Source organism: Streptomyces sp. SL06 (genome assembly GCF_058244745.1).
Genome location: NZ_JBSYOT010000002.1, coordinates 501,351 through 526,576, shown reverse-complemented (window position 1 = coordinate 526,576; position 25,226 = coordinate 501,351). Strand labels below are relative to the sequence as shown.

Genomic DNA, 25,226 nt, shown 5'->3' with positions numbered 1-25,226 from the left:
TGATCGGTCGTCGCGTACTCCAGCGCCGTGACCGGGTCGGACAGCATGAGTGCCGGGAAGAGGGTCCGCGTCCGGCCCGGTGCCCCGCCGCTACTCGACCCGGGCACCGGGGGCCTCGCCCACTGTGCCGCCGCGCCGCCTGTGGAGCAGGCGCCGCCACCAGGCGCGCACGCGCGCCCACCGGGACGGCGGAGCGGGCACCGGTCCGACCGGCGCGGGTTCCGTGACGGGTGCGGCGGCGGGTGCCGTGTCCCCGGCGCAGCGGTGGACCAGCTCCCGCGTGAAGTCCTTGGTCATCCGGGCGACGACCGCGCCGGCGCCCGCCTCGATCACCGAGGCCAGCCGGCCCGCGAGGTTGATCTCGCCGGACACCTGCACCCGTGTGGTCTCGGGCCCGTCCTCGATGACCTGGAAGGTCGCGTGTGCGCTGAAACGGGTTGCGCCCTGTCCGTCCCTGCCCCGGGCGGACAGCCGGCCCTCTCGCGCGGCCTCGTCCAGGTCGAGCGAGATCCGGGCCCCGAACCGCACGCGCACCGCGCCGAACTTCACCATCAGTGTGCCGTCGAAGGAGCCGTCCTCGTGCGACTCGCCGAGCTGGGCACCGTTGATGCACGACACCACTTCGGCGGGGTCGGAGATGACCTCCCACACCCGTGACGCCGGTGCGGGGACGGCGATCTCTTCGTCGATCTTTATCACAGCTGCGTTCCTCGCTAGGTGATCTTGAACGGGCTCCGCATCCGTCTGTGGCGAACTGCAGATTGTTAGACAACTTGCGCTGTCAAGCTAGCAGTGCCGTATGGGATCAGCAAGAACTTCGAGGAGCATCGGATTTTCTGCGTCCGGACTCTAGTCAGGCCGGGAATCGTGTACAACAATCTGCCAATCCGGGGTGCCGCACGCGTCACCAGGCACGGTCCTGGCCGGAACGCGGCGAACCGAAGCCGCGCTCGCCATGACGACGACGCGGATTGTTTTACGATCCAGCCTTCGAAGCCTTGATGGCGCCCTGGTGGGAGCGTACGGTGGCCGAAACTGTCGGACACTTCGCGTTAACCCGTCGGTCGAGTCGCGCCATCACAGCACCGACGTCAGTTCACTCCCCGCGTTGGGACGCAACAGAGGAGTTCTCCATGTCCAGCACCTTGTCCGTCGCGGTGAAGTCCTATCCGCACACGACGTTCCTCACCGACCCCGGCTTCCGCGCCGGGGGCCGCCCCGTCGAACTCGCGGCGGCCGATCCCATCTACAAGGCGTTCGCCCCGATGGTGCGCGAACTGCGCTACGACGTGAGCGAGATGGCGATCGCGACCTTCCTCCAGGCCCACGAGGCCGGCGTACCGATCGCGCTGCTCCCGGTGGTGCTCAGCGGCGACTTCCACCACCACTCCCTGACCCGGTGGCCCGGATCGGCCGAGATCCGCCCCTCGGAGCTGGCCGGCCGACGCGTCGGTGTCCGGGCGTACAGCCAGACGACCGGGCTGTGGGTCCGCGGCATCCTGCACGAGGAGTTCGACGTCGACGCCAAGGACGTCACCTGGGTCACCACCGAGGAGCCGCACGTGGCGAGCTACGTCGAACCCCCCAACGTCGAACGGGTCACCGGGAAGGTCCTCGACGTCCTGGAGCGCGGCGACGTGGTGGCCGCCGTGCTGGGCCCGCCGGCGCTGGACGGGGCGCAGGGCCCCCTGGTGCCGCTCATCCCCGACTGGCGCGAGGCCGAGGAGGCGTGGGGCGCCCGGCACGGGACGGTTCCGATCAACCACATGCTCACCGTACGGCGGGATCTGCTGGAGACCGATCCGGAGGCCGTCCGGGACCTCTACCAGGCCTTCGGCGACCAGATCGAGGCGCGCAAGGCGGCCGAGAGCGCACCCGGCCCCCGCGTGCGCGCCCTGCGGTCCGGGCCGGGCGAGGAACTCGTCGCCGGACTGCAGAGCGCGATCGACTACGCGCTCCAGCAGAACGTCATCCGCACGCCCGTCACCGTGGCGGAACTCCTCGCGGACTTCACCCGGCACCTCGGCGAACGAGCCTGATCACCCCGCCCGTGCCATCCACCAGTACAGAGGTGCGCATGTTCAACGTCGACACACACACCCACATCATCTCGCCCGACACCGACGCCTACCCCGCGGCTCCCCTCGGCGGGCACCGCTCCGACTGGTCCCGGCAGCGGCCCACCGACATCGACGGCCTGCTGCGCCAGGCGGACGCGGCCGGCGTCGATCACCTCGTCGTCGTCCAGGCCTCCACGGTCTACGGCTTCGACAACACCTACGTCGCCGACCAGCTCGCCCGGCACGGCGACCGCGTCAGCGGGGTCTGCTCGGTCGACTTCCTCTCCGCGAAGGCGGTCGACGACCTCCACCACTGGATCGACGAGCGGGGCTTCTCGGGAGTCCGTATCCGCGCCGCCGACGGGACCACCGCCGTGCCGACACCCGGCCGCGGCCTCGACGACGAGCGCATGGCGCCGGTGTGGCAGTTCCTCTCCGAGCGCCGGGTACCGGTCTGTATCCAGATGCACGCCCAGCACGCCCCGATCCTCGCCGCACTCCTCGATCAGTACCCGGGACTCACCGTGGTCCTCGACCACGCGGGCCGGCCCCGGCTGGACGACGACACCCCGTCCTACCCCGACGCCCCGGGCCTCGCCCCGCTCAGCGGGACCGGCCGCGTCTTCGTCAAGCTCACCCCGCCTGCGGTCCTGCGCGCACAACGCGAGGCCGGCTCCGCCGCCCCACTGGTCCGCAAGCTGGTCGGGGAATTCGGTGCCGCCCATGTGATGTGGGGCTCCAACTACCCCGCCTCCGCCGGGACGTTGTCCGAACTGGCCGATCTCGTCAAGGAGCAGTTGCCGTCGCTCGACGCCACGGCCCTGGCGTTGATCGCGGGCGGCACCGCCGCCCGGCTGTACGGGCTCGCCGGTGCCGCCGCCTCCACCTCCCAGCGCTAGGTGGTACCCATGAACCGAGCCCGGCTCCCCGCCGGCCGCCGGCACCGCGGCGCCCTTGTGACCGCCCTCGGCACGGTGGTCGCCCTGCTCGCGACCGCGTGCGGCGGCGGCCCGCCACCCGACCCGAAGGCCACGGACCTGGACGAGCTGTACCAGGAGGCCAAGGCCGAGGGGCAGGTCATCTGGTTCGCGCCGAAGCCGGAGTCGCAGATGCGGCCGGCCATCAACGCGTTCAAGAAGAAGTACCCCGGAATCAAGGTCAAGTACACGAACAAGAAGGCTCCGGACCTCGTCACACAGCTCAATGTGGAACAGGCCGCGAAGCGGGTGAGCTTCGACGTCTCCAACGCCGGCGGACTGACCGTACTGCCCTCGCTGGACATGGCCGCCAAGGTGGACTGGGCCGACTACGGGGTGCCCTCCGACCAGATTTTCTCCGACGACTTCGTCTATGTCTGGGCCGTACCGAAGGTCTGGGCCTACAACACCGCCGCAGTCCCCGAGCAGAACGTGCCCGAGAGCTGGAAGGACCTGCTCGGGACCCGGTGGAAGGGCGGCAAACTCACCGTCGAGTCACGCGGCTCCTTCATGACCGTGTGGGCCCAGGACCCCTCACTCAGCACCGACGCCGGACTCAAGTACGCCGCCGGGCTGGCCAAGCTGAAGCCCCACTACACCGAGAACACCACACAGGCGCACGTCAACATCGTCTCGGGCCAGACGCCCGTGGGCACCGACCTCATCAATCTCGTACTGGAGGACCAGAGCAAGGGGGCGCCGATCGCCGTCGCGCCGGTCGGTCCCACCAACGCCAACAAGTCCTATCTCTTCGCGCCCAAGGGCGCGCCCCATCCGGCGGCCGGCCGCCTCCTCACCGCCTTCCTCGCCTCGCAGGAAGGGCAGGACGCGCTGGTCAACACCTACAACTCGGTCATTCCCACCAGCACCGACTGCACGGACGCCGACACCAACCGTGTCATCGCTGCCCTGTGCAAGGCCGGCGTCGAGTGGTTCAGCGAAACCGACGTCAAGCAGTACGAGGAGTTCTCAGCCTTCTTCCCCAAGGTCGAAGACGCCTTGGGCACCGGCGTCAACTGACAGCCGTCACCGACGCGGCTCTGCCCGCGGCCGCGGCCGCGGCAGGCAGAGGACTCGTCCGCTCACCCTTGGAGACTTCAGCGATGCAGTCTGGCACCCAGCCCTCCGCCGGTGTACGCCCTGAGCGCCAGGACCGCGTCCAGGCCGACGTGGCCGACGTACGTCCCAAGCGCCGGGACCGTGTCCTGGTCGGCGTCAACATCGCCATCGGCGCCATCCTCGCCTATCTCGTGCTCTTCCCCCTGGTGACGCTGGTCTACAGCAGTTTCAAGAACAGCGCCTTCAAACTGCCCTTCCAGGTCACAGGGTTCTCGTTCGCCAACTTCACCAAGATCTTCACCTCCGAGCGCCTGGTCGAGGTCGCGCTCAACTCCCTGATCTTCGTGGCCGGCACCGTCGTTCTGGCCACGATCATCAGCGTCACCCTGGCCTACCTGTTCGAACGCACCGACATCCCCGGCCGCCGCTTCCTCGCCCCGAGCACCCTCGCCCCGATGGCCGTGCCGGCCACGGTCATGGCGGTGGCCTGGGTCCTGGCGGCCAACCCCGCCAACGGCCCGATCGCCCTCGCCATCGAGCGGACCGTGGGATACACGATCGACATCTACTCGCTGCCCGGCATGATCCTGGTGGCCGCGATCTTCGGCGTACCGGGGATGTACGTCATGCTCGCGCCGACGTTCGCCCGGCTCAACCTTGAGTTCGAGGAAGCCGCGGCCACCTCGGGAGCCGGATGGCTGACCCGGACACGCAAGATCGTCCTGCCGCTCACGCTGCCGGCCACCTCCGCGGCGAGCATGCTCCTGGTCGTCATCGCCCTGGAGGAGTTCGCCATCCCGGCCATGCTCGGGACGCCGGACCAGATCTACGTGTTCAGCAGCTACGTCCAGGCCGCACTGCAACCGCCGTCGGGACTGCCCGACTACGGCCAGGCCAGCGCCTACGGTGTGCTGCTGGTCCTCCTGTCCCTCGTGATGATCGCCGTCTACCGGCACCAGACGCGCGAGGCACACCGCTTCCGCGTGGTGGGAGGCAAGGGATACCGGGCCACCCCCGTGCGACTGGGACGGTGGCGGATCCCGGCCGCCGTCCTCGTGGCGCTCTACGTGCTCGTGGCGATCGTGGTCCCCATCCTGACCCTGGTGTGGACGAGCCTGACCCCGTTCCTCCAGCCGATCACCCTGGACAGCCTGGACGGGCTCAGCCTCGCCAACTACGGCTCGATCTTCACCAACCCGAACCTCAGCCACGCGCTCGTCAACACCCTCGTCATCAGCCTGCTCACGGCGACCCTGACCGCAGGCTTCGCCCTGTGGCTGGCCCTGGCCTCCTCCCGCGGCGGCCGCACCGGACAAGCGCTGTTCGACCTGTCCTTCCTGGTCTTCGCCATCCCCAGCGTCGTCCTCGGCATGGCGGTGCTGTTCCTCTACCTGTTCCTGCCCATCCCGGTGTACGGCACCGTGTGGATCATCGTCATCGCGCTCACCACCCGCTACATCCCGCGTGGCTCCCGCATGATCCAGACGGCACTGCTGCAACTCGACCCCGGCCTTGAGGAGGTGGCCCGCGTCTCCGGGGCGTCGAGCACCACCGTGATCCGCCGGGTGGTGTTCCCCCTCGTGGCACCCGCGGTGTCACGGACCTGGCTGTGGGTGTTCGCCAACGCGCTCGGGGAACTTCCCATCGCGCTGCTGCTGTCCAGCTCCGACAACCGAACCGTCGTCGTACTGCTGTGGGACATGATCGGCGAGAGCGCCAACTATCCCGAGGCCAGCGCCCTGGCCGTCCTCCTGCTCGCCCTCTCCGCCGTCTCCGTCTGGTGGGTCAACCGTCGTGGCTTCCAACAACACGTGTGAGGTGTGCTGACCATGCAGAACCTGGTTTCCCCCGACTACTCCGTCGAGATCTCCGGCCTGGAGAAGCGCTACACCCCGCAGCGCAGCGGCGAGGTGAGCCGCGGCATCGAGGATGTCAGCTTCACCGTGCCGCGCAATCGCTTCCTCACCCTGCTGGGGCCCAGCGGATGCGGCAAGACGACCACGCTGCGCTGTCTGGCCGGCCTGGAGACCGCCGACCGCGGCGAGATATCGATGAACGGCCAGTCGGTGTTCTCGGCCGCGGCGCGCCGCGACGTGTCCCCCGAGGCCCGGCCGATCGCGATGGTGCCGCAGTCCTACGGCATCTGGCCGCACATGAAGGTGTTCGACAACGCCGCCTTCCCCCTCCGCCACGGCCGCACCACCTACTCGAGAGAGCAGACGCGCGAACGTGTGCTCACCATGCTCGACCAGGTGGGGCTCTCGGAGTACGCCGACCGGTGGGCGACCCAGCTCAGCGGCGGCCAGCAGCAGCGGCTGGCCCTGGCCCGCGCGCTCCTGTGCGAGCCGGAGGTGCTGCTCCTCGACGAGCCGCTGTCCAACCTGGACGCCAAGCTGCGCGCCCAGCTACGCACCGAACTGCGCTCGTTCCAGAAGAAGTTCGGCGTCACCACCATCTACGTGACACACGACCAGGGCGAGGCCCTCGCCATGTCCGACACGATCGTCGTCATGAACCTGGGCCGGATCGAGCAGATCGGAACGCCGAACGAGATCTACGACTCGCCGGCGTCGCGGTTCGTGGCGGACTTCGTCGGCAGCGCCAACCTCATCCCGGGCGTCACGGAGAAGGCGGTCGGCTCCGGTGCCCGCGCGATCGACGCCAAGACCGCCCTGGGAGTGGTGCGGTGCGAGCGCTTCACCCTGCCCGCCGAGGCCCCCGTCGCCGGCCAGGAGCTTTCCGTGTGCGTCCGGCCCGAGAACATCCGGGTCACCGCCGGGACGCCGGAGACCGAGACCGCCAATCGGTTCACCGCGCGCATCACGTCCAGCGAGTACCTCGGTGACCGCCAGGAGGTGGTCGTCGCGGCGGGTGACATCGAGCTTCGCGCACACGCCGACGCCCATCTCGACGCCCGTCCGGGCGACGAGGTGACCGTCGTACTCGACCCCACGTGGACCATCGCGCTGTGGTCCTGAGCGCTGCCACGTACGGATCCCGCCGCCCCGGCGTGCTGAGCGGCGAGCACCCGCGGGGACGACCGGTCCGTCACCGCGTCCGCTGGCCGGCCGGAGCCGACGAGGCGGCGGGCTCGCCCAGTTGCAGCTGAAGAGCCCGCCGGGCCGCCGACAGGTGATGCCGCATCGCCGCGGCGGCGGCCTCCGGATTGCGGGTGGCGATCGTGGCGAGAATGGCCTCGTGCTCCCGGACGGAGTCGGTGCGCGGGTGGGCCCGGTCCGCGTCACGGTACTGCTGCATGACGAGCGGGTAGAGCAGGCTGTCCATGAACCGGGCGAGCGTGGCATGACGCGCCGCCTCACGGATCTGCTCGTGGAACCTGCGGTTGAGCCGCCAGTACTCGTCACGTCCGCCCGGTACCTGGCACCCCCACATGCGCTCGCAGGTCTCGGTCATCGCGGCGATGTCGGCGTCGGTGGCCCGTTCCGCGGCGCTCGCCGCCAGTGCCGCCTCCAGCACCTCGCGGGTCTCCAGGATCTCCAGGGCCTCGTTCACCGAGAACGAGCGGGTGCGGGCGCTCCGGTGCGCCTCGGCGGTGACATACCCCTCCTGGGCCAGCCGCGCGAGCACCGAACGCACCGTCCCGCGCGAGACTCCCAGGCGTGTGGTCAGCTCCGACTCGGTCAGACGCGAGTCCGGTTCGTAGTGCCCGGACAGCAGCAGCGCACGGAGGTCGTTGTACGCCTGTAGCGTTCGGTTGGCAATCGAGTCCGAACCGTTCGCCGTGCTCGGGTCCGTACTCGCGGCTGACGCCATGGTGTTGGTCCTCCCATATGGCCCGGATACGGCACATGCGTCGCGTTGTCCCTGACAGAGTCCCGGCCTGCTCGCGTCCGGCGGCACGCCCGGCGTCCCGACCCGTATTGTATAACAACTTTCAATTCCGCATGGCTGATGCTCGCACGGCACGCGGTTCACACGGGCTTGCGCCTGACCGCCGAGGATCATCGGACATCCATGGGGCCCGAGTGGTGCCCGACTGTTGTTGAACAATCCGCTTCTGTCGCCCGACGCGTGGGCGCCACAGACCGAGGGGTGGTACCGGAGAATTCCGGTACCACCCCTCGGTCGTTCCCGCAGAGCGGACGGCCGCGATCAGCCCTCGACCCAGCCGTGGCTCCTGCTCAGCTCGACCAGTCGCCGGCGCAGGCGCGTGATCTGCTCCCCCGTGAGCGAGGGGGCCGCGCTCAGCATGAGTTCCGTGACCTCGCCGGTGTACTCGGCGACGCTGAGCACGTCGCACGTCGGTTCCTCGCCGGTCTGGAACCCGGAGGCGGGCGCCTGTACCGCTGCCGAAGCCGCCGGGGGCCGTCCCGCGTGCGACAGCGTCATGGCCGCCGGCGCTCTGTCGGCGAGCTGGACGGACGACGCCTTGGGTCCGCGGTCGCCCTCTTCGATCTCGAACTCGACCCATGTACCGGAACGCACGGAAGTCTCCGGGACCAGCAGGTCGTTGGCGTGCAGGAAGACGTCTTCCCCGCCCAGCTCGGGGGCGATGAACCCATAGCCCCGCACCCCGTCAAAACGAATGACCTTGCCTACCGCCATCTCAACCCCACCAACATCCTCAAGCAACTGTGCTCCAACAGCTACACCGGCGCCAAGGCTAGGCGCTCCCGCGCGATTTATCCATCCCGGCCGGCTCAGGGGCGTTCCGCCGCCACCAGCAGGCAGCCGAACTCGTCCACGCCCAGCATGTCGGAGGGGTGGAACAGGTCCGGCAGGTTGGTCTGGCCCAGGGCCTCGGGGCGGTCCTCGCCCGCGGCGGGGCGGGAGAGTTCCCGGAAGGTGCGCTGCTGGGTGTGTTCGGTGATGTCCAGCAGCCCGCGCAGCCGCAGCCCCGACCGGTGCAGGAGGGCGACGTAGTCGTCGGCGTCGGCGAGCGTCACCATGAAGTTGCGGCAGAACTTCTGGATCGACGGGTGCGGGGTCTCCTTGCGCGGGGCGCGTTCGAAGACGTCGGTCAGCACCAGTCGGCCGCCCGGCCGCAGTACCCGGGCCGCCTCCGTGAGCACCTGCTGCCGGTCCGGCATGTGGATGATCGACTCCAAGGCCATCACGGCGTCGAACGAGCCGTCCTCGAAGGGGAGTTTCATCGCGTCGGCGTGCTGGAACACGGCCCGGTCCGCGAGCCCGGCCTCCTCGGCGAGCCGGCCTGCGGTCTTCACCTGCTCCTGGCTGATGCTGACCCCGGTGACCCGGGCCCCCGTCGTCCGCGCCACCCGCAGTCCGGGACCGCCGACCCCGCAGCCCACATCGAGGACATGGGCGGTGTCGTCCACCAGCAGCCGTTCGATGAGCACGTCGGTGAGCCGGTCGACCGCCTCCTCCAAAGTGGCCGTGGAGTCGGGGGTGTCCCAGAACCCGATGTGGATGTTCGGGTTGAACGTCCCGTCGCCCAGCGCGGTGAGCGTGAGCCGGTCGTACAGCTTGCCGACGGCCTCCGGCACGGGGAGGGACTGCGTCGAGTCGGTCATGTGAGGGTCCTTTCGATGGTCGCGCAGGGTGAACAGCCGCGCATGGTGGACACAAGAAGGGGGTCAGAGGACCGCGGTGGTCGGGTGGGCCGCGAACTCCCGCAGCGGGTTGAGGGCCTGCTCGCCGATGCGGGCGCGCAGTTCGGGCGCGGTGACACCGAGGCCGGGGGTGGGGGCGAGGCAGAGCACGCCGACCTTGCCGACGTGCCGGTTGAGCTGCACCAGCCGGGTCGCCTCGCCGACCTCCGCCAGCGGGAACAGGGAGGACAGCGCGGGTGCGAGACCGCCGAGCGTGAACAGCCGGGCGCACTCGACCTGTTCCTGGAGATTGGCGACATGGCTCCCGATGATCCGCTTGAGCCGCATCCACAGATAGCGGTTGTCGAACTGGTGGACGTACCCCGTGCTCGACCCGCAGGTGACGACCGTGCCGCCGCGCCTGGCCACGAACACCGAGATGCCGAACGTCGACCGGCCCACGTGCTCGAAGACGATGTCGGGGTCCGTGCCCGTAGCCTCCCGGACGATCCGGCCGAGCCGTCGGCCGGCCCGGAGCGTCGACTCGGGGTCGTCGCCCGCGTCGTCGCCGATCCCGATCTCCTGCCGGTTCACGACCACATGACAACCCAGCTTCCGGGCGGCGGCGACCTTCTCCTGCGAGCCGACCACGCCCACCGCGATCCCGCCGCCGTTGCGGACGAGTTGGACCGCGTACGCGCCGAGCCCGCCGGACGCGCCCCAGATCAGCACGACATCGCCCTGCTTCATCCGCGCCCCGCGGTCACCGACCAGCATGCGGTACGCGGTGCCCGCGCACGCCGGGACCGTCGCGGCCTCCTCCCACGTCAGGTGCGGCGGCTTCGGGATGAGCTGACTGGCCCGCGCCACCGCGTAGTGGGCGAGCCCGCCGAAGTTCGTCTCGTAGCCCCAGGCCAACTGGTGCTCGCCCAGCATGCCGTCCGCCTGGTTGGCCGCCTCCTGGTCGTCCACCCGGGCCGCGTTCACCAGCACGTGGTCGCCGATCCGCCGGCGCCGCACCCCGGAACCGACCCGCACGACGACACCCGCCGCGTCCGAACCGAGGACGTGGAAGGGCTGGTCGTGCCGGGCCGCCCAGCCACCCTGCCTGGCGTAGGAGCGCAGAAAGCGGAAGGTGGACAGCGGCTCGAACTTCGCCGACCAGACGGTGTTGTAGTTGACGGAGCTGGCCATCACGGCGATCAGCACCTCGTCCGGGGCGAGTTCGGGCATCGGGACCTCACCCACCCGCAGCGTGCGGCGTACGTCCTTGTCCTCGGCGGCACCGAACACCCCCTCGTCCTCGACGCGCAGATGCGCGGCGGTGAACCGCGAGGGCAGCGCGGCGCGTGCCAGGTCGTCGGGGGCGGCCTCGGCCAGTACGGCGTCGGTCAACGACACGGTGCTTCACCTCTGTTCGGAAGCGGGAGAGGGCGAGAGGGACGAGGAGGGCGGAGCCGGCGGGAGCCACCAGTGGTGCGCTCCGGCGAACGCGTAGGTCGGCAGCGGGACGGGCCCCACGTCGGGTCCGGCGAAGACCGCCTCCCGGTCCAGCCGGACACCGGAGACGAAGGCCGCACTCAACTGACGGGCGAAGGAGGGCGACTCGGCACCGGGCGCTACCGGCAACTCGATCACCGCCGAACCCGCTCCCGCCGCGGCGCGGCCGGGCGGCGGCTCGTCGCCGTCCGTGAGCCCGGCGAGCGCCGCCTCCAGGGTGCGTTCGCCGCGCAGATGGGCGGCGGCCCAGCGCCCGGCCCGGCCCTCGCCCACCACTGTCATGGGCCGGACCCCGCACGCCTGCCACAGCCAGGCGTGCGCCACGACCACCGCGAACCCGGCCAGCGCCGCGTCCTCCCCCGTGACCCGTCCGTTCGCCGGACCGAGCAGCTCCGCCAGCGACCGCCCGCCCGCGTACGGCACCAGCGCCTCGTCGAGATCGGCGACGGCGTCCCGGAAGGGGGTCCACTCCCAGGGCAGCCGGCCGTGGCAGGGCGGACCGGAGGCGCAGGGATCCGCGCAGACCAGCACGGTACGGCCGGTGCGCGCGAGCCCCGACCTCACCCACGGCGACGGCTCCCCGTCGGCCAGCGCCCGCAACCCCGCCAGACACTGCCCCCGGTCTCCGCCGACCACGGCGGCCCGGTGCGCGAACGCGCTCCGCGTCACGGCCAGCGAGTACGCGATCTCCGCGTCGGACCACCGCCCCGGGTGCGCGTCGAGGTGATCGAGCAGCTTGCGGGCCTGCCTGCGCAGCGCGGCCGGGTCCTTCGCGGACAGCAGCCACGGCAGCGGCCGTACGTACCGGGTGGGCGCGGACCGCTCCCACGGCGGGTGCGGGGGCCGCTCAAGGATCACGTGCCCGTTGGTGCCGCCCGCGCCGAGGGCCGTCACGGCGGCCCGCTCGGGCCGGCCCGACCCCGGCCACGGCACGCAGGCCGGCACCGGCCGCAGCACCCCGGCGGACCGCTCCACCGTCTCCAGCGGCGGCACGCAGTTCGGCGTCGCGGGCACGGCGCCGTGCCCGAGCGCGAGCACCGCCTTCATGACGCCGGCCATCCCGGCCGCCGACTGCGGATGCCCCATGTTGGACTTGACCGAGCCGAACAGCAGCGGCTGCTCGGGGCGCCGCTCCCGGCCGTAGACCGCGAGCATCGCCTCCGCCTCCATCGAGTCACCCAACGGCGTGCCCGTCCCGTGCGCCTCCACATAGTCGACATCCGCGCCCGACAGCCCGGCGTCCGCAAGCGCGCGCTTCATCACCCGCCGCTGCCCCGGGCCGTTGGGCACCGCCAGCCCGTTGCTGGTGCCGTTCTGGCCCACCGCGGAGCCGCGCACCAGCGCGAGGACGGGATGCCCGTGCCGCTCGGCGTCCGACTGCCGCTCCAGCAGCAGCACACCCGCACCCTCGGCCCAGTTGCCGCCGTCGGCCTCCGCCGAGAACGGCTTCGTACGCCCGTCCCGCGCCAGCGCGCTGAACCTGCTGTGCTCCAGGAACACATCGGGTACGGCCATCACGGTGACGCCCGCCGCCAGCGCGAGCGAGCACTCGCCCGACAGCAGTGAGCGGCGGGCCAGGTGCAGCGCGGACAGCGAGGAGGAACAGGCGGTGTCGACGGTCAGCGCGGGACCGTGCAGGCCCAGGACATAGGCGATACGACCGGACGCGGCGCTCGGCAGGGTGCCCACGGCCAGATGGTCGGTGCCCTCCTCGGGCCGCTCCCGCCCGCCGCCCGTCCCCGCGTACCCCTGCGGGGTCAGCCCCACGAAGACGCCCGTCGGCGAACCGGCGAGCGTCGACGGATCGATCCCGGCGTTCTCGACGGCCTCCCACGCCGTCTCCAGGAGCACCCGCTGCTGCGGGTCGGTCCCGGCGGCCTCCTCGGGCGTGTAACCGAAGAACTCGGCGTCGAAAGCCCCCGCGCCCGCGAGGAAGCCGCCCTCCCGCACACTGCACCGGCCCGGGATCCCCGGCTCCGGGTCGTACAGCCCGGCCACGTCCCAGCCCCGGTCGGCGGGGAACGGGGACAGACAGTCCCGCTCCTCCACCAGGGCCCGCCACAGCTCGTCCGGGGTGTCGATGCCCCCGGGCCAGCGGCAGCCCATACCGATCACCGCCACCGGGTCGTCCCCGCGCGACCGCTCCGCCTCGGCGAGCCGGTCGGAGAGTTCCCCCACCCTCCGCCGCTCCTCCTGGAGCGCGGCGGTGGCCTTGCGCAGGTACTCCCGCAGTCTGGCCTCGTCGCTCATCGCGCCCCCTCCGAGCCGTCGGCGTCGATCAGCGCGAACAGTTCGTCGTCCGTCGCGTCCGCCAGCTCCGCGCCGCCCTCGGCCGCCTCCGCCGACGCCGCCTCGTCCGCCGCGAGCAGGCCGGCGAGGTGCTGCGCCAGCAGGACGGGCGTCGGATGGTCGAAGGCCACGCTCACCGGCAGTTCGATCCCGGTCTCCGCGACAAGCCGCCGACGCAGGTTGACCGCCGTCAGCGACTCGAACCCCAGCTCCTGGAAGGTGCGTTCGGGCCCGATGGGCTCCGGCGAGTCGTGCCCGAGCGCCACGGCGGCATGCACACGGACGAGGGCCAGCAACTCGTCGAGCAGATCATCCCGAGAGAGCCCGGAGAAGCGGTCCCGAGCCTGCGGGGCCGGGTCCGTGACCGGAGCCGCGCCGACGGAGACGCGAGCGGGAGCGGAGCCCGTCTCCAGCCAGTAGCGCTGGTGTTGGAAGGGGTAGGTGGGGAGTGGGGTGGTACGGGTGGGGAGTTGGGTGGTCCAGGTGGGGGTGGTGCCGGTGACGTGGGCGTGGGCGAGGGCGGTGGTGAAGTCGGTGGGGGTGGCGTGGTCGCGGCGGAGGGTGTGGAGGGTGGTGGTGATGGGGCTTTCGTTGATGGCGGGGGTGAGGACGGGGTGGGGGCTGATTTCGATGGTGGTGTGGTGGCCTGTTTCGATGAGGTGGGTGAGGGCTTGGTGGAAGAGGACGGGTTGGCGGAGGTTGGTGTACCAGTAGGTGGGGTCGAGTTCGGGGCCGTGGACGGGCAGTCCGGTGACGGTGGAGATCATGGGGATGCGGGCGGGTTGTGGTTCTATGCCGGCGAGGGCGGTGGTGATCTGGTCTTGGTATGTGTCGAGTTGGGGTGAGTGGGAGGCGTAGTCGACGTTGATGCGGCGTATGCGCAGGCCGTCGGCTTCCCCTATGGCGGTGAGTTCGTCCAGTGCTTGTGGGGTGCCGGTGATGACGGTGGTGGTGGGGGAGTTGTGGGCGGCGATGGTGGCGTCGTGGCCGTGGAGCCATGGTTCGATGTGGTGGGCGGGGGCGTTGATGGTGGCCATGGTGCCGTGGCCGGAGAGGTGGCGCATGGCGGTGGAGCGGGTGGTGATGATGTGGGCGGCGTCGTGGAGGGTGAGGATGCCGGCGATGTGGGCGGCGGTGATTTCGCCTTGGGAGTGGCCGATGACGGCGGCGGGCTGGATGCCGGCGTGGGTCCACATGTGGGCGAGGCTGGTCATGACGGCGAAGAGTGCGGGCTGGACTTTGTCGACGTGTTGGAGCCAGGTGTTGTCGTCGCTGGTGAGGGTGGTGATGAGGGGCCAGCCGGTGAGGGGGTCGAGTGCGTCGGCGCAGGCGTCCAGGGAGCGTTGGAAGACCGGGCTCTCGGCGTAGAGGGCGTGGGCCATGGCGGCCCATTGCGAGCCCTGGCCGGGAAAGACGAAGACGGGGCCGGGGCTGGTGGTGGCGTGTCCGGTGATGAGGTGTGGGGTGGGGTGGTTGTGGGCGAGGGCGCGCAGGCCGGTGAGCGCGGTGGTGTGGTCGTGGGTGAGGATGGCTGCGCGGTGGGGGAGCAGGGCGCGGGTGGTGGCCAGGGCGTGGGCGACCTCGGGGAGGGGGAGTTCGGGGAACCGTTCGAGATGGTCGGCCAGTCGACGCCCGGCGTCGCTCAGCGCTTCCGGGCTCGCCGCGGAGATGAGCAGGGGCAACCCCGGCGGTGTCGATCCGGCGGGCCGCCCGGGTTCTTCCGGCTCTTCGGTTTCCTCGGGCTGTTCCAGGATGATGTGCGCGTTCGTGCCGCTGATGCCGAAGGCCGACACCCCCGCGCGGCGGGGCCGGTCGGTCTTCGGCCAGGGCAGGGCGCGGTCGAGGACGCGGACGGCGCCCTCGCTCCAGTCGACCTGCGTGGTGGGGCTGCTGAGGTGGAGGCTGCGGGGGAGCAGGCCCTCGCGCATGGCCCAGATCGTCTTGAGGATGCCCGCGACGCCCGCGGCGGCCTGGGTGTGGCCGATGTTGGTCTTCACCGAGCCGAGGCGCAGGGGGGTGGTGCGGTTCTGGCCGTAGGTGGCGAGGAGGGCCTGCGCTTCGATGGGGTCGCCGAGCCGGGTACCGGTGCCGTGCGCTTCGACGGCGTCCACGTCGGCGGGGTCGAGACGGGCGTTGTCGAGTGCTGTGCGGATCAGGCGGGCCTGGGAGCGGCCGTTGGGTGCGGTGAGGCCGTTGGAGGCGCCGTCCTGGTTGACGGCGGTGCCGCGGACGACGGCGAGGACCGGGTGGCCGTTGCGGCGGGCGTCGGAGAGCCGCTCCACCAGCAGCGTGCCCACACCCTCGCTCCAGGAGGAGCCGTCCGCCGCGTCGTCGAACGCCTTGATCCGGGCGTCCGGAGCCAGGCCCCGCTGACGCGAGAACTCGACGAAGGACTCGACCGTCGACATGACGGTGGCGCCGCCCGCCACGGCCAGGTCGCACTCACCGGCGCGCAGTGCCTGGACGGCCAGGTGCAGGGCGACCAGCGACGAGGAGCACGCGGTGTCGATGGTCAGGGCCGGGCCTTCCAGGCCGAAGACGTACGACAGCCGGCCGGAGGCGATGCTGCCCGCGGTGCCGGCGCCGATCATGCCCTCGAAACCCTCGGGCGCCGGGGTGAGCCGGGCGCCGTGGTCGTGGGAGAGGATGCCGATGTAGACGCCGGTGCGGGAGCCGGCGAGGCCGCGCGGGTCGAGGCCAGCGCGCTCGAACGTCTCCCAGGTCGTCTCCAGGAGCAGTCGCTGCTGCGGGTCCATCGACAGTGCCTCGCGGGGCGGGATGCCGAAGAGGGCGGCGTCGAAACCGGCCGCGTCCTCCAGGAAGCCGCCTTCCTTGACGTACATGTGGCCGACGGCGTCCGGGTCGGGATCGTACAGCTCGTCGATGTCCCAGCCCCGGTCGGCGGGCATGGCCGAGATCAGGTCGCGCTCCTCCACGACCGCCCGCCACAGGTCCTCGGGCGAGTCGATGCCGCCGGGGAAGCGGCAGGCCGCGGAGACGATGGCGACGGGTTCCTGCCGTCCCGACTCCAGCTCCAGGAGCCGGGTGCGGGCACGGTGCAGATCGGCCGTCACTCGTTTCAAGTACTCGATGATCCGCGTGTCTTCCACGGAACGCGTCCCTTTCTGCCGAAGGCTCCGGCGGCTCGGAAGCCGTCCGGGCCGACTCCGGTGGGGGCTCAGAAGCTTCCCATGTCGTCGATGAAGTCCAGGAGTTGATCGACCGATGCGTCCTTCAGACCGAGGTTGTCCGCGGGGTCGGCCGCCGCCGGGGGCGCGTCGGCCTCGCTCCACCGGGTCACGAGGGAGTGCAGCCGCATGGTGATCTTGGCCCGCAGGGCCGGATCGGCCGTGTCGGCGCCGAGCAGGGCCAGTTCCAGGCGGTCCAGATCGGTGAGGACCGGCGGGACCGCCTCGACCGGGGTACCGAACAGCTTCTCGTCGAGGACGGCGGCGATGGCGCGCGGGGTGGGGTGGTCGAAGGCGAGTGTGGCCGGGAGTTTCACGCCGCTGAGGGCGGAGAGCCGGTTGCGCAGATCCACCGCGGTCAGTGAGTCCAGGCCCAGTTCGCGGAAGGCGCGGGTGTCGTCGACCTGTTCGGCGGAGCCGTGCCCGAGGACGACGGCGACGGTGGTGCGGACGGCGCTCAGGAGGGCGGCGGCGCGTTCGGCGGGGCCGAGCGCGGCGAGCCGGTCGCGCAGGCCCGTCCGGTCGGCGGCCCCCGCCCGGCGCCGCCCCGCCCGTACCAGGCCGCGCAGCAGCGCGGGGAGCGTTCCGTCGCCCGCCTGGGCCCTCAGCGTGGGAAAGTCGAAGCGGGCGGCGATCAGATGGGCGTCGGTGGCGCCGAGGGCCGTGTCGAGCAGCGCCATGCCGTGCTCGGCGGTCAGGGCGCGGGTGCCGGAGCGGGCCATCCGGCGGGCCAGGTCCTGTTCGGAGAGCCCGGCGCCCATCTCCGAGCGGTCCTGCCACAGACCCCAGGAGACGGAGAGTCCCGGCAGGCCCGCGGCCCGCCGGTGCCGGGCCAGGGCGTCGAGGAACGCGTTCGCCGCACCGTAGTTGGCCTGGCCCGCGCCGCCGAAGGTGCCGGCCATCGAGGAGTACACGACGAACGCGGCCAGGTCGGCGTCCCGGGTTAGCCGGTGCAGGTGCCAGGCCGCGTCGGCCTTCGCCCGGAGCACGGTGTCGAGGTGCTCCTCGGTGAGCGAGCCGAGTGCGCCGTCGGCGAGGACACCGGCCAGGTGGAACACGCCGGTGAGCGGATGCGGTCCGGGGATCGCGGCCAGCAGCCGGGCCAGCGCCTCGGGGTCGGCCGCGTCGCAGGCGGTCACCGTGACCGTCGCCCCGGCTTCGGTCAGCTCCGCCCGCAGCCGTTCGGCATCCGGCGCGCCGGCTCCCCGGCGGCCGGTCAGCAGCAGGTGCCGTACACCGTGCCGGGCCACCAGGTGGCGGGCGAGGATGCCGCCGAGGGTGCCGGTGCCGCCGGTGATCAGGACCGTGCCCTCGGGGTCGAGGGGGCGGTGGACCGCCGGGACGGCGGCGGTCGCCCGCGCGAGCCGCGGAACGCGCAGAATCCCTTCGCGGAGGGCCAGTTGGGCTTCGCCCGAGCCGAGCGCCGCTGTCAGCACGACCGGCGGGACCGCCGCCGTGTCGCTGTCGAGCAGCACGAAGCGGTCCGGCTGCTCCTGTTGCGCCGAGCGGACCAGGCCCCACAGCGGAGCGTGCGCGAGGTCGATGTCCTGTACGGCTTGTGCGAGGTCGCCCGGCGTGTCGTGCGGGGCGTGCGCGAGGCCGTCCGGCGTGTCGGCCGTGACCGCCCGCCGGGTCAGGAACACCAGCCGTGCCTGGGCCCAGCGCTCGTCCTCCGTCCACGCCCGGCAGAGTGCGAGCGCGTCCAGCAGCACCCGACGATCCCCCGGTGCACCGCCCGCACCCGCCACCACCACCGCGTCCGGCACGGGAGCGCCCGCGTCCACGGCGGCGGCCAGCGCGGTCAGGTCGGGGTAGTGGTGGCGGGCGTCCACCTCGGCGGGCCACACCGCCGCGCACCGCTCGCCCAGTACCGCCCAGCGGACGGCGCCGGCCTCGGCGGGCGGCAGGGGCGTCCAGTCCAGCCGGAACAGCGCGTCGTCCGCACCGGTGGGCGGCGCCGTCAGTTCGGCGGCGGCCATCGGGCGTACGGCGACGGATTCGGCGGTGAGCACCGGCTGCCCGGCACCGTCGTACAGGTGGAAGGCGAAGGAGCCCTCGCCGAGCCGTACCACCCGGACCCGCAGCTCGGCGGCGCCCTGGGCGTGCAGTGTGACGCCGCTCCAACTGAAGGCGAGCTGCCCGCTGTTCTCCTGGCCGTGCAGGCTGTTCAGGACGACGACGTGCAGGGCGGCGTCCAGGAGGGCGGGGTGGATGCCGTACTGCGGGGCGTCCTTCGCCTCCGGCCGGGGGAGCCGTACCTCGGCGAACAGTTCGTCGCCGTGCCGCCAGGCGGCGGTCAGGCCGCGGAAGGCGGGACCGTACTCGATGCCGGCGGCGGCGATGCGCTCGTAGGCGTCGTCGGCCGGCAGGGGTTCGGCGTCGCGCGGCGGCCAGTCGGTGAGGGGCTCGGGGTCGGATCCGGCCGGGGCCAGGAACCCTTCGGCGTGCTGGGTCCAGGGGGACTCCTCGGCGGCGTCGGGGCGTGCGTGGACGCGTACCGCGCGCCGCCCCGCACCGTCCGGCGCGTCGACCGTCACCTGCACCACTGCGGCGCCGCTCGCCGGGACGACCAGTGGTTGCTGGAGGGCCAGGTCCTCCACGGTCCCGCAGCCCGCCAAGTCGCCCGCGCACACGGCCAGTTCCACGAAGGCCGCGCCCGGCAGGAGCGCCACCCCGGCCACCGCGTGGTCGTCCAGCCAGGGCAGCGAGCGGCGCACCAGCCGGCCGGTCAGGACCACGCCTCCGTCGGCGAGTTCGACGCCGGCGTCGGCCAGCGGGTGCCCGGTGCCGCGCACTCCCGCGCCCACCGGCCCGTTGACCGGCCGCAGCCAGTAGTTCTCCCGCTGGAAGGCGTACGTCGGCAGATCCACGCGGCGCGCGCCGACCCCGTCGAACACGGCCGCCGCCCAGTCCACGTCCACCCCGTGCGCCCACGCGTCCGCGAGGGCCCGCGCGGTGCGTTCCGGGCCGCCGTCGTCGCGGCGCAGGGTGCCGAGGGCGGCCACCCGCACGTCCTGCGACGCGGCGATGTCGGCGACCCCGCCGAGCAGCAGCGGGTGCGGGCTCATCTCCAGGAACACCCGGTGCCCCCGGTCCAGCAGATGCCGTACGGCCGCCTCGAACTGCACGGGTTCGCGCGCGTTGCGGTACCAGTACCCGGCGGACATCGTCGTGGTGTCCAGCAGTTCACCCGTGACGGTCGAGCACAGCGGGACCGTGCCCTCGTGGGGAACCAACTCGGCCAGAGAGTCGAGAAGTTGTTCACGCAGCCGCTCCATCTGCGGGGCGTGGCCCGGCGCCACCGCGCCGCGCACCCGGCGCACCTGCGCGCCCTCCGCCTCGGCCACCGCGAGGAACTCCTCCAGGGCCGTCACGTCGCCGGTGACCACCACCGACTCCGGCCCGTTGATCACGCCGACGCTCAGCTCCTTCTCCCACGGCCGCAGCCGCTCGGCCACCCACTCGCGGGACTTGGACACCCCGGCCATCGCGCCCAGGCCCACCACGTCCACGATCAGCCGGCTGCGCAGCGCCACCACCCGGGCCGCGTCCGCCAGCGACAGCGCGCCCGCCACGTGCGCGGCGGCGATCTCGCCCTGCGAGTGGCCCACGACGGCCGCCGGGCGCACCCCGGCCGCCTGCCAGGTGCGGGCGAGGGAGACCATCACGGAGAACAGCACCGGCTGCACCACGTCGAGGCGGTCGAGCGACGGCGCGTCCGGAGCGCCGGCCATCGCGCCGGTCACCGACCAGCCGATCAGGTCGGCGAAGGCCCGCTCGCAGTCGGCGAAGGTGTCCCTGAACACCTCGGAGCGTTCGAGGAGTCGCGACGCCATGCCCACCCACTGCGAGCCCTGCCCGGGGAAGACGAAGACGGCCTCCGACCCGGTGGGCCGCCCGATGGCCACCTGCGGCGCCTCCTCGCCCGCCGCCAGCGCCCGCAGTCCGGCGAGCGCGTCGTCCGGGCCGCGGGAGAGCACCACCGCGCGGTGGGCCAGTGCCGTACGCGTGGTCGCGAGCGACCAGGCGACATCGGCCGGCTCCGGGGCGTTGGCGCGCTCCAGCAGTTCGGCCAGCCGGGCCGCCTGGCCGCGCAGCGCCGCGGGCGTGTGCCCGGACAGCACCAGCGGGGTGACCGGCAGCGGCCGTCGCGGTTCGTCCACCACGGGTGCGGGCGGGGCCTGTTCGAGGATCACATGCGCGTTGGTGCCGCTCGCGCCGAACGCCGACACGCCCGCCCGGCGCGGCCGGTCCACCGCGGGCCACACCTCGGCCTCGGTCAGCAGCCGCACCGCGCCCCGCGACCAGTCGATCCGCGTCGAGGGCTCGTCCACGTGCAGCGACCGCGGCAGCAGCCCGTGGCGCAGCGCCATCACCGTCTTGATGACCCCGGCGACGCCCGCGGCGCCCTGGGTGTGCCCGATGTTCGACTTGATCGAGCCGAGCCGCAGCGGTTGTTCCGCGTCCCGGTCCCGGCCGTACGTCGCCATCAGGGCGTGCGCCTCGATGGGGTCGCCGAGCCGGGTTCCGGTGCCGTGCGCCTCGACGGCGTCCACGTCGGCCGGGGTGAGCCCGGCGTCGGCGAGCGCCTCGCGGATGACGCGCTGCTGTGCGATGCCGTTGGGCGCGGTCAGGCCGTTGGAGGCGCCGTCCTGGTTGATCGCGGTGCCGCGGACGACGGCCAGCACCCGGTGCCCGCCGCGCACCGCGTCCGACAGCCGCTCCACCAGCAGCATGCCCACGCCCTCCGACCACATGGTGCCGTCGGCCGCCTCCGCGAAGGACTTGCTGCGCGCGTCCGGCGCCATCAGCCCTTGCCCCGAGAACCCCACGAACGCGCCCGGCGAGGCCATCACCGTCGCGGCCCCGGCCAGCGCGAGATCGCACTCGCCGGCGCGCAGTGCCCGTACCGCCTGGTGCAGCGCGACCAGCGCCGACGAGCACGCCGTGTCCACGGTGACCGCCGGGCCCTCGAAGCCGAAGGTGTAGGAGACGCGCCCGGTGGCGATGGACCCGCCGATACCGGTCGCGAAGTACGGCACCAGGTCGTCCGGCATCCGGTCGGGCCCCGGCAGATAGTCGTGGCCGACCAGGCCCGCGAAGACGCCGGTGCGGCTGCCGCGCAGCGTGCCCGGGTCCACCCCGGCCCGTTCCATCGCCTCCCACGCCGTTTCGAGGAGCAGCCGGTGCTGCGGGTCCATGGCCAGCGCCTCGCGCGGCGAGATCCCGAAGAACGCCGGGTCGAACTCGCCCGCGTCGTACAGGAACCCGCTCTCCCGAGCCTCCGTCGACGTGCCCCGGTCGCCGTCCGGACTGAACAACTCCTCCAGGTCCCAGCCCCGGTTGTCAGGGAAGGGACCGAGTACGTCGCGTTCGTCGGCCACCACCTGCCACAGGTCTTCGGGGCTCGCCACCGCGCCGGGGAAGCGGCAGCCCATGCCGATGATCGCCACCGGCTCGTCGGGCGCGCCGCGCCGGGCCGGACCCGGGCCGCTCGCCTGCGCGGTCTCACCCCGGCGCTCCCGGTCCAGATGGTCGGCGAGCGCCTGCGGGGTGGGATGGTCGAAGACGGCCGACGCGGGCACCGACAACTCCGTCGCCGCGCGCAGTTCGGCGCTCAGCTCGGCGGCGCCCACGGAGGTCACGCCCAGTTCGGAGAAGGGGCGGTCGGCCGCCACGGCCTCCGTCGAGGTGTGCCCGAGGACGGCGGCGGTGGCGGAGCGGACCAGTTCCAGCGTCTGTGCCGGCGCCCGGCGGGCGGCCGGGGCCGCCGAGGGGGCGACCGGCTCGGCGGGGGAGGCGGCGCCGTCGAAGGCGCGCCCCGCCGTGATCCAGTACCGCTGGTGCTCGAAGGCGTACGTCGGCAACGGCGCGCGCACCGCGCCCGTCCCGGCGAAGACCGCGCTCCAGTCGACGTCCACGCCGGCCGCGTACGCCTGACCGAGCCCGGTGAGCAGGGACCGCACCTCGGGACGGCCCTCGCGCAGGGTCGGGGCGAGGACGGACGCCGCGCGGTCGGCCAGGCAGTCCGCCGCCATCGACGTGAGCACTCCGTCGGGGCCCAGCTCAAGGAAGACCCGCGCGCCGTCGGCCTCGGCGGTGCGCACCGCGTCGAGGAAGCGGACCGGTTCGCGCAGGTGCCGCACCCAGTACTCGGGGTCGGTGACCTCGCCGGGCCCGACGAGGTCGCCGGTGAGCGCGGAGACCAGCGGGATGCGCGGTTCGTGGTAGGCCGCGCGGGCGGCGACCTCGCGGAACTCCGCCATGGCCGGTTCCATCAGCGCCGAGTGGAAGGCGTGACTGACCGTGAGACGGCGGGTCTTGTGTCCGCGCTCGGCGAGCGCACGGGCCACCGCGCCGGTCGCCTCCGCCTCGCCCGACAGGACGACGGACCGCGGACCGTTGACGGCGGCGATGCCGGCCCCGGGCGTGAGCAGCCCGGACACCTCGGCCTCGCTCGCCCGCACCGAGATCATCACCCCGCCCACGGGCAGCCGGTCCATGACCCGGCCGCGCGCGGCGACCAGCGCGCACGCGTCGGCCAGGGACAGCACCCCGGCCACGTGCGCGGCGGTCAACTCGCCGACGGAGTGCCCGATCAGCCGCTCCGGTACGACGCCCCAGGACTCCACAAGCCGGAACAGCGCGGTCTCGACGGCGAACAGGGCGGGCTGCGTGAACGCCGTACGGTCAAGGGCCGCCGGGTCCCCCGACAGGACGGGGCGCAGCGGGCGTTCGAGCAGCGGGTCGAGGTACCCGCACACCTCGTCCAGGGCCGCGGCGAACACGGGGAAAGCGGCGGACAGTTCCCCCGCCATACCCGCGTACTGCGCGCCCTGGCCGGTGAACAGCAGCGTCGGCGAGGGCCGTTCGCCCGCCTCGCCGCGTACGACGCCCGCGCCCGGTGTGCCGTCGGCGAGGGCGCCGAGGCCGGCGAGCAGTTCCTCGCCGTCCGCCGCGACGACCACGGCGCGGTGCCGCAGCCGGGCCCGGGTGGTGGCCGTCGACCACGCCAGGTCCGGCGGGCGCAGCCCGGGGTGCGCCCGCACGTGCGCGGCGAGCCGGGCCGCCTGGCCGCGCAGGGCGGCCGGGGTGCGGGCGGACAGCAGCCAGGGCAGGGCGGCGGGGACGCTGCTCTCGGCGAGGTGCGCGCCGTTCGTGCCGGTCGCGGATTCCCGGTCGGCCGGGCCGGCCTCCTCAAGCACCACGTGCGCGTTGGTCCCGCTGATCCCGAAGGACGACACCGCCGCCCGGCGCGGCCGGTCCGTGCGCGGCCACTGCCGCTCCTCGTGCAGCAGCCGTACGCCGGCGCTGCTCCAGTCGACGTGGGCGGTGGGCGGATCCGCGTGCAGGGTGCGGGGGAGCATGCCGTGCCGCAGGGCGAGTACGGACTTGATGACGCCTGCGACCCCGGCGGCGGCCTGGGTGTGGCCCAGGTTGGACTTGACCGAGCCGAGCCACAGCGGCCGCTGCGCGTCACGGTCCCGGCCGTAGGTGGCCAGCAGCGCGTCCACCTCGATGGGGTCGCCGAGCCGGGTTCCGGTGCCGTGCGCCTCGACGGCGTCCACGTCGGCCGGGGCCAGGCCCGCGTCCTTGAGCGCCGCCCGGATCACCCGCCGCTGGGCGGTGCCGCTGGGGGCGGTCAGGCCGTTGGAGGCGCCGTCCTGGTTGACGGCCGAGCCGCGCACCACCGCCAGCACCCGGTGGCCGTTGCGCCGTGCGTCCGACAGCCGCTCCAGGAGCAGCAGGCCCACGCCCTCCGACACGGCGGTGCCGTCGGCCCGCTCCGAGAACGTCTTGCAGCGGCCGTCCGGCGCGAGGCCCCGCTGCCGGGAGAACTCCACCAGCGTCCACGGGGTCGACATCACCGTGGCGCCGCCCGCGAGCGCGAGGTCGCACTCGCCGCCGCGCAGTGCCCGTACCGCCTGGTGCAGCGCCACCAGGGACGCCGAGCACGCGGTGTCCACGGTGACCGCGGGACCCTCCAGCCCCAGCGTGTAGGCGAGCCGTCCGGAGAGCACGCTCTGCGTGGAGCCGGTGCCGAGGTAGCCGCCGAGGTCGGCGACCCCGTCCATCATGGGCGGGACGTAGTCCTGGCCGTTGGTGCCCACATACACGCCGGTGCCGCTGCCGCGCAGCGCCGCCGGATCGAGCGCCGCGTCCTCCAGCGTCTCCCAGGCGACTTCGAGCAGCAGCCGTTGCTGCGGGTCCATGGCGAGGGCCTCGCGCGGCGAGATCTCGAAGAAGCCCGCGTCGAAGTCGCCCGCCGTGGCGAGGAATCCGCCCTCGCGGACGTACGCCGTGCCGGGCGCGGCCTGGTCGGCGTCGTACAGGGTCTCCAGGTGCCAGCCGCGGTCGGCGGGCAGCGGCCCGATGGCGTCCCCGCCCTCGGCGAGCAGCCGCCACAGATCGCCGGGGGAGGCCACGTCCCCGGGGAAGCGGCAGCCCATGCCGACGATCGCGACCGGCTCCGACCGCTCGGCCTCCAGTCGCGCCATCCGCCGTCTGGTGGCGTCGAGTTCGTTCGCCATCCACTTGAGGGTCTCGACGACCTTGTCGCCGCCGGCCGCCGGGGAGCCGGCGGCGCTGTCGCTGCTCGTCACTGCACGCATCTCCTGTGCTGCCTGGGGCTGGACCTGG

Annotated in this window: 12 protein-coding genes and 1 pseudogene; 5 read left to right on the top strand and 8 right to left on the bottom strand. The window is 72.7% G+C overall.

The annotated features are described in order from the left end of the window. Positions 1-90: 90 nt before the first annotated feature. Positions 91-699: an SRPBCC family protein gene (locus AC4IHM_RS02695; protein ID WP_490865470.1), complete on the bottom strand. Its 609-nt coding sequence runs from the start codon at positions 697-699 to the stop codon at positions 91-93. Between the two features lie 434 nt (positions 700-1,133). Here AC4IHM_RS02695 and AC4IHM_RS02690 point away from each other — a divergent pair, with 434 nt between their 5' ends. The 5 genes from AC4IHM_RS02690 to AC4IHM_RS02670 all read left to right on the top strand — a co-directional run bounded on the left by AC4IHM_RS02690 (position 1,134) and on the right by AC4IHM_RS02670 (position 7,074). Continuing rightward, positions 1,134-2,039: a substrate-binding domain-containing protein gene (locus AC4IHM_RS02690; protein WP_490865469.1), complete on the top strand. Its 906-nt coding sequence runs from the start codon at positions 1,134-1,136 to the stop codon at positions 2,037-2,039. 38 nt (positions 2,040-2,077) lie between these two features. Beyond that, complete coding sequence (locus tag AC4IHM_RS02685; protein ID WP_490865468.1) at positions 2,078-2,959, top strand: amidohydrolase family protein; 882 nt, start codon at positions 2,078-2,080, stop codon at positions 2,957-2,959. A gap of 9 nt (positions 2,960-2,968) precedes the next feature. Continuing rightward, a complete protein-coding gene (locus AC4IHM_RS02680; protein ID WP_490865467.1) occupies positions 2,969-4,057 on the top strand; it encodes an ABC transporter substrate-binding protein in 1,089 nt (362 codons plus the stop codon). A gap of 83 nt (positions 4,058-4,140) precedes the next feature. After that, positions 4,141-5,913, top strand: coding sequence for an ABC transporter permease (locus AC4IHM_RS02675; RefSeq protein WP_490865466.1), 1,773 nt, complete (start codon positions 4,141-4,143; stop codon positions 5,911-5,913). A 12-nt stretch (positions 5,914-5,925) separates the two neighbouring features. Next, positions 5,926-7,074, top strand: a complete 1,149-nt coding sequence (locus AC4IHM_RS02670) for an ABC transporter ATP-binding protein (protein ID WP_490865465.1) — start codon at positions 5,926-5,928, stop codon at positions 7,072-7,074. A 70-nt stretch (positions 7,075-7,144) separates the two neighbouring features. On the opposite strand, the gene AC4IHM_RS02665 is transcribed toward AC4IHM_RS02670, so the two are convergent. The 7 genes and pseudogenes from AC4IHM_RS02665 to AC4IHM_RS02635 all read right to left on the bottom strand — a co-directional run bounded on the left by AC4IHM_RS02665 (position 7,145) and on the right by AC4IHM_RS02635 (position 25,189). Further along, the gene (locus AC4IHM_RS02665; RefSeq protein WP_490865464.1) at positions 7,145-7,870 is read right to left on the bottom strand and encodes a GntR family transcriptional regulator; all 726 of its coding nucleotides are present in this window, start codon (positions 7,868-7,870) and stop codon (positions 7,145-7,147) included. A gap of 339 nt (positions 7,871-8,209) precedes the next feature. Beyond that, positions 8,210-8,662 carry a cold-shock protein gene (locus tag AC4IHM_RS02660; protein ID WP_490865463.1) on the bottom strand — a complete coding sequence of 151 codons (453 nt, stop codon included), beginning with the start codon at positions 8,660-8,662 and terminating at the stop codon, positions 8,210-8,212. Between the two features lie 95 nt (positions 8,663-8,757). Beyond that, positions 8,758-9,591, bottom strand: coding sequence for an SAM-dependent methyltransferase (locus AC4IHM_RS02655; protein WP_490865462.1), 834 nt, complete (start codon positions 9,589-9,591; stop codon positions 8,758-8,760). Between the two features lie 63 nt (positions 9,592-9,654). Further along, complete coding sequence (gene ccrA / locus AC4IHM_RS02650; RefSeq protein WP_490865461.1) at positions 9,655-11,010, bottom strand: crotonyl-CoA carboxylase/reductase; 1,356 nt, start codon at positions 11,008-11,010, stop codon at positions 9,655-9,657. Positions 11,011-11,016: 6 nt separating this feature from the next. Continuing rightward, positions 11,017-13,359 (bottom strand): type I polyketide synthase, encoded by a 2,343-nt coding sequence (locus AC4IHM_RS02645; RefSeq protein ID WP_490865460.1) that lies wholly within the window; start codon positions 13,357-13,359, stop codon positions 11,017-11,019. After that, positions 13,356-16,469: pseudogene (locus tag AC4IHM_RS02640) on the bottom strand (type I polyketide synthase); the annotation flags it as partial. The pseudogene AC4IHM_RS02640 and the gene AC4IHM_RS02645, both read right to left, overlap by 4 nt. 107 nt (positions 16,470-16,576) lie before the next feature. Continuing rightward, positions 16,577-25,189, bottom strand: a complete 8,613-nt coding sequence (locus AC4IHM_RS02635; protein WP_490865459.1) for a type I polyketide synthase — start codon at positions 25,187-25,189, stop codon at positions 16,577-16,579. Between the last annotated feature and the right edge of the window lie 37 nt (positions 25,190-25,226).

Excerpts from the sequence above, each read along its gene's own strand:
- AC4IHM_RS02665 (WP_490865464.1), bottom strand. The coding sequence starts at position 7,870 with ATGGCGTCAGCCGCGAGTACGGACCCGAGCACGGCGAACGGTTCGGAC.
- AC4IHM_RS02680 (WP_490865467.1), top strand. The coding sequence starts at position 2,969 with ATGAACCGAGCCCGGCTCCCCGCCGGCCGCCGGCACCGCGGCGCCCTT.
- AC4IHM_RS02675 (WP_490865466.1), top strand. The coding sequence starts at position 4,141 with ATGCAGTCTGGCACCCAGCCCTCCGCCGGTGTACGCCCTGAGCGCCAG.
- AC4IHM_RS02655 (WP_490865462.1), bottom strand. The coding sequence starts at position 9,591 with ATGACCGACTCGACGCAGTCCCTCCCCGTGCCGGAGGCCGTCGGCAAG.
- AC4IHM_RS02645 (WP_490865460.1), bottom strand. The coding sequence starts at position 13,359 with ATGAGCGACGAGGCCAGACTGCGGGAGTACCTGCGCAAGGCCACCGCC.
- AC4IHM_RS02685 (WP_490865468.1), top strand. The coding sequence starts at position 2,078 with ATGTTCAACGTCGACACACACACCCACATCATCTCGCCCGACACCGAC.
- AC4IHM_RS02690 (WP_490865469.1), top strand. The coding sequence starts at position 1,134 with ATGTCCAGCACCTTGTCCGTCGCGGTGAAGTCCTATCCGCACACGACG.
- AC4IHM_RS02660 (WP_490865463.1), bottom strand. The coding sequence starts at position 8,662 with ATGGCGGTAGGCAAGGTCATTCGTTTTGACGGGGTGCGGGGCTATGGG.
- AC4IHM_RS02670 (WP_490865465.1), top strand. The coding sequence starts at position 5,926 with ATGCAGAACCTGGTTTCCCCCGACTACTCCGTCGAGATCTCCGGCCTG.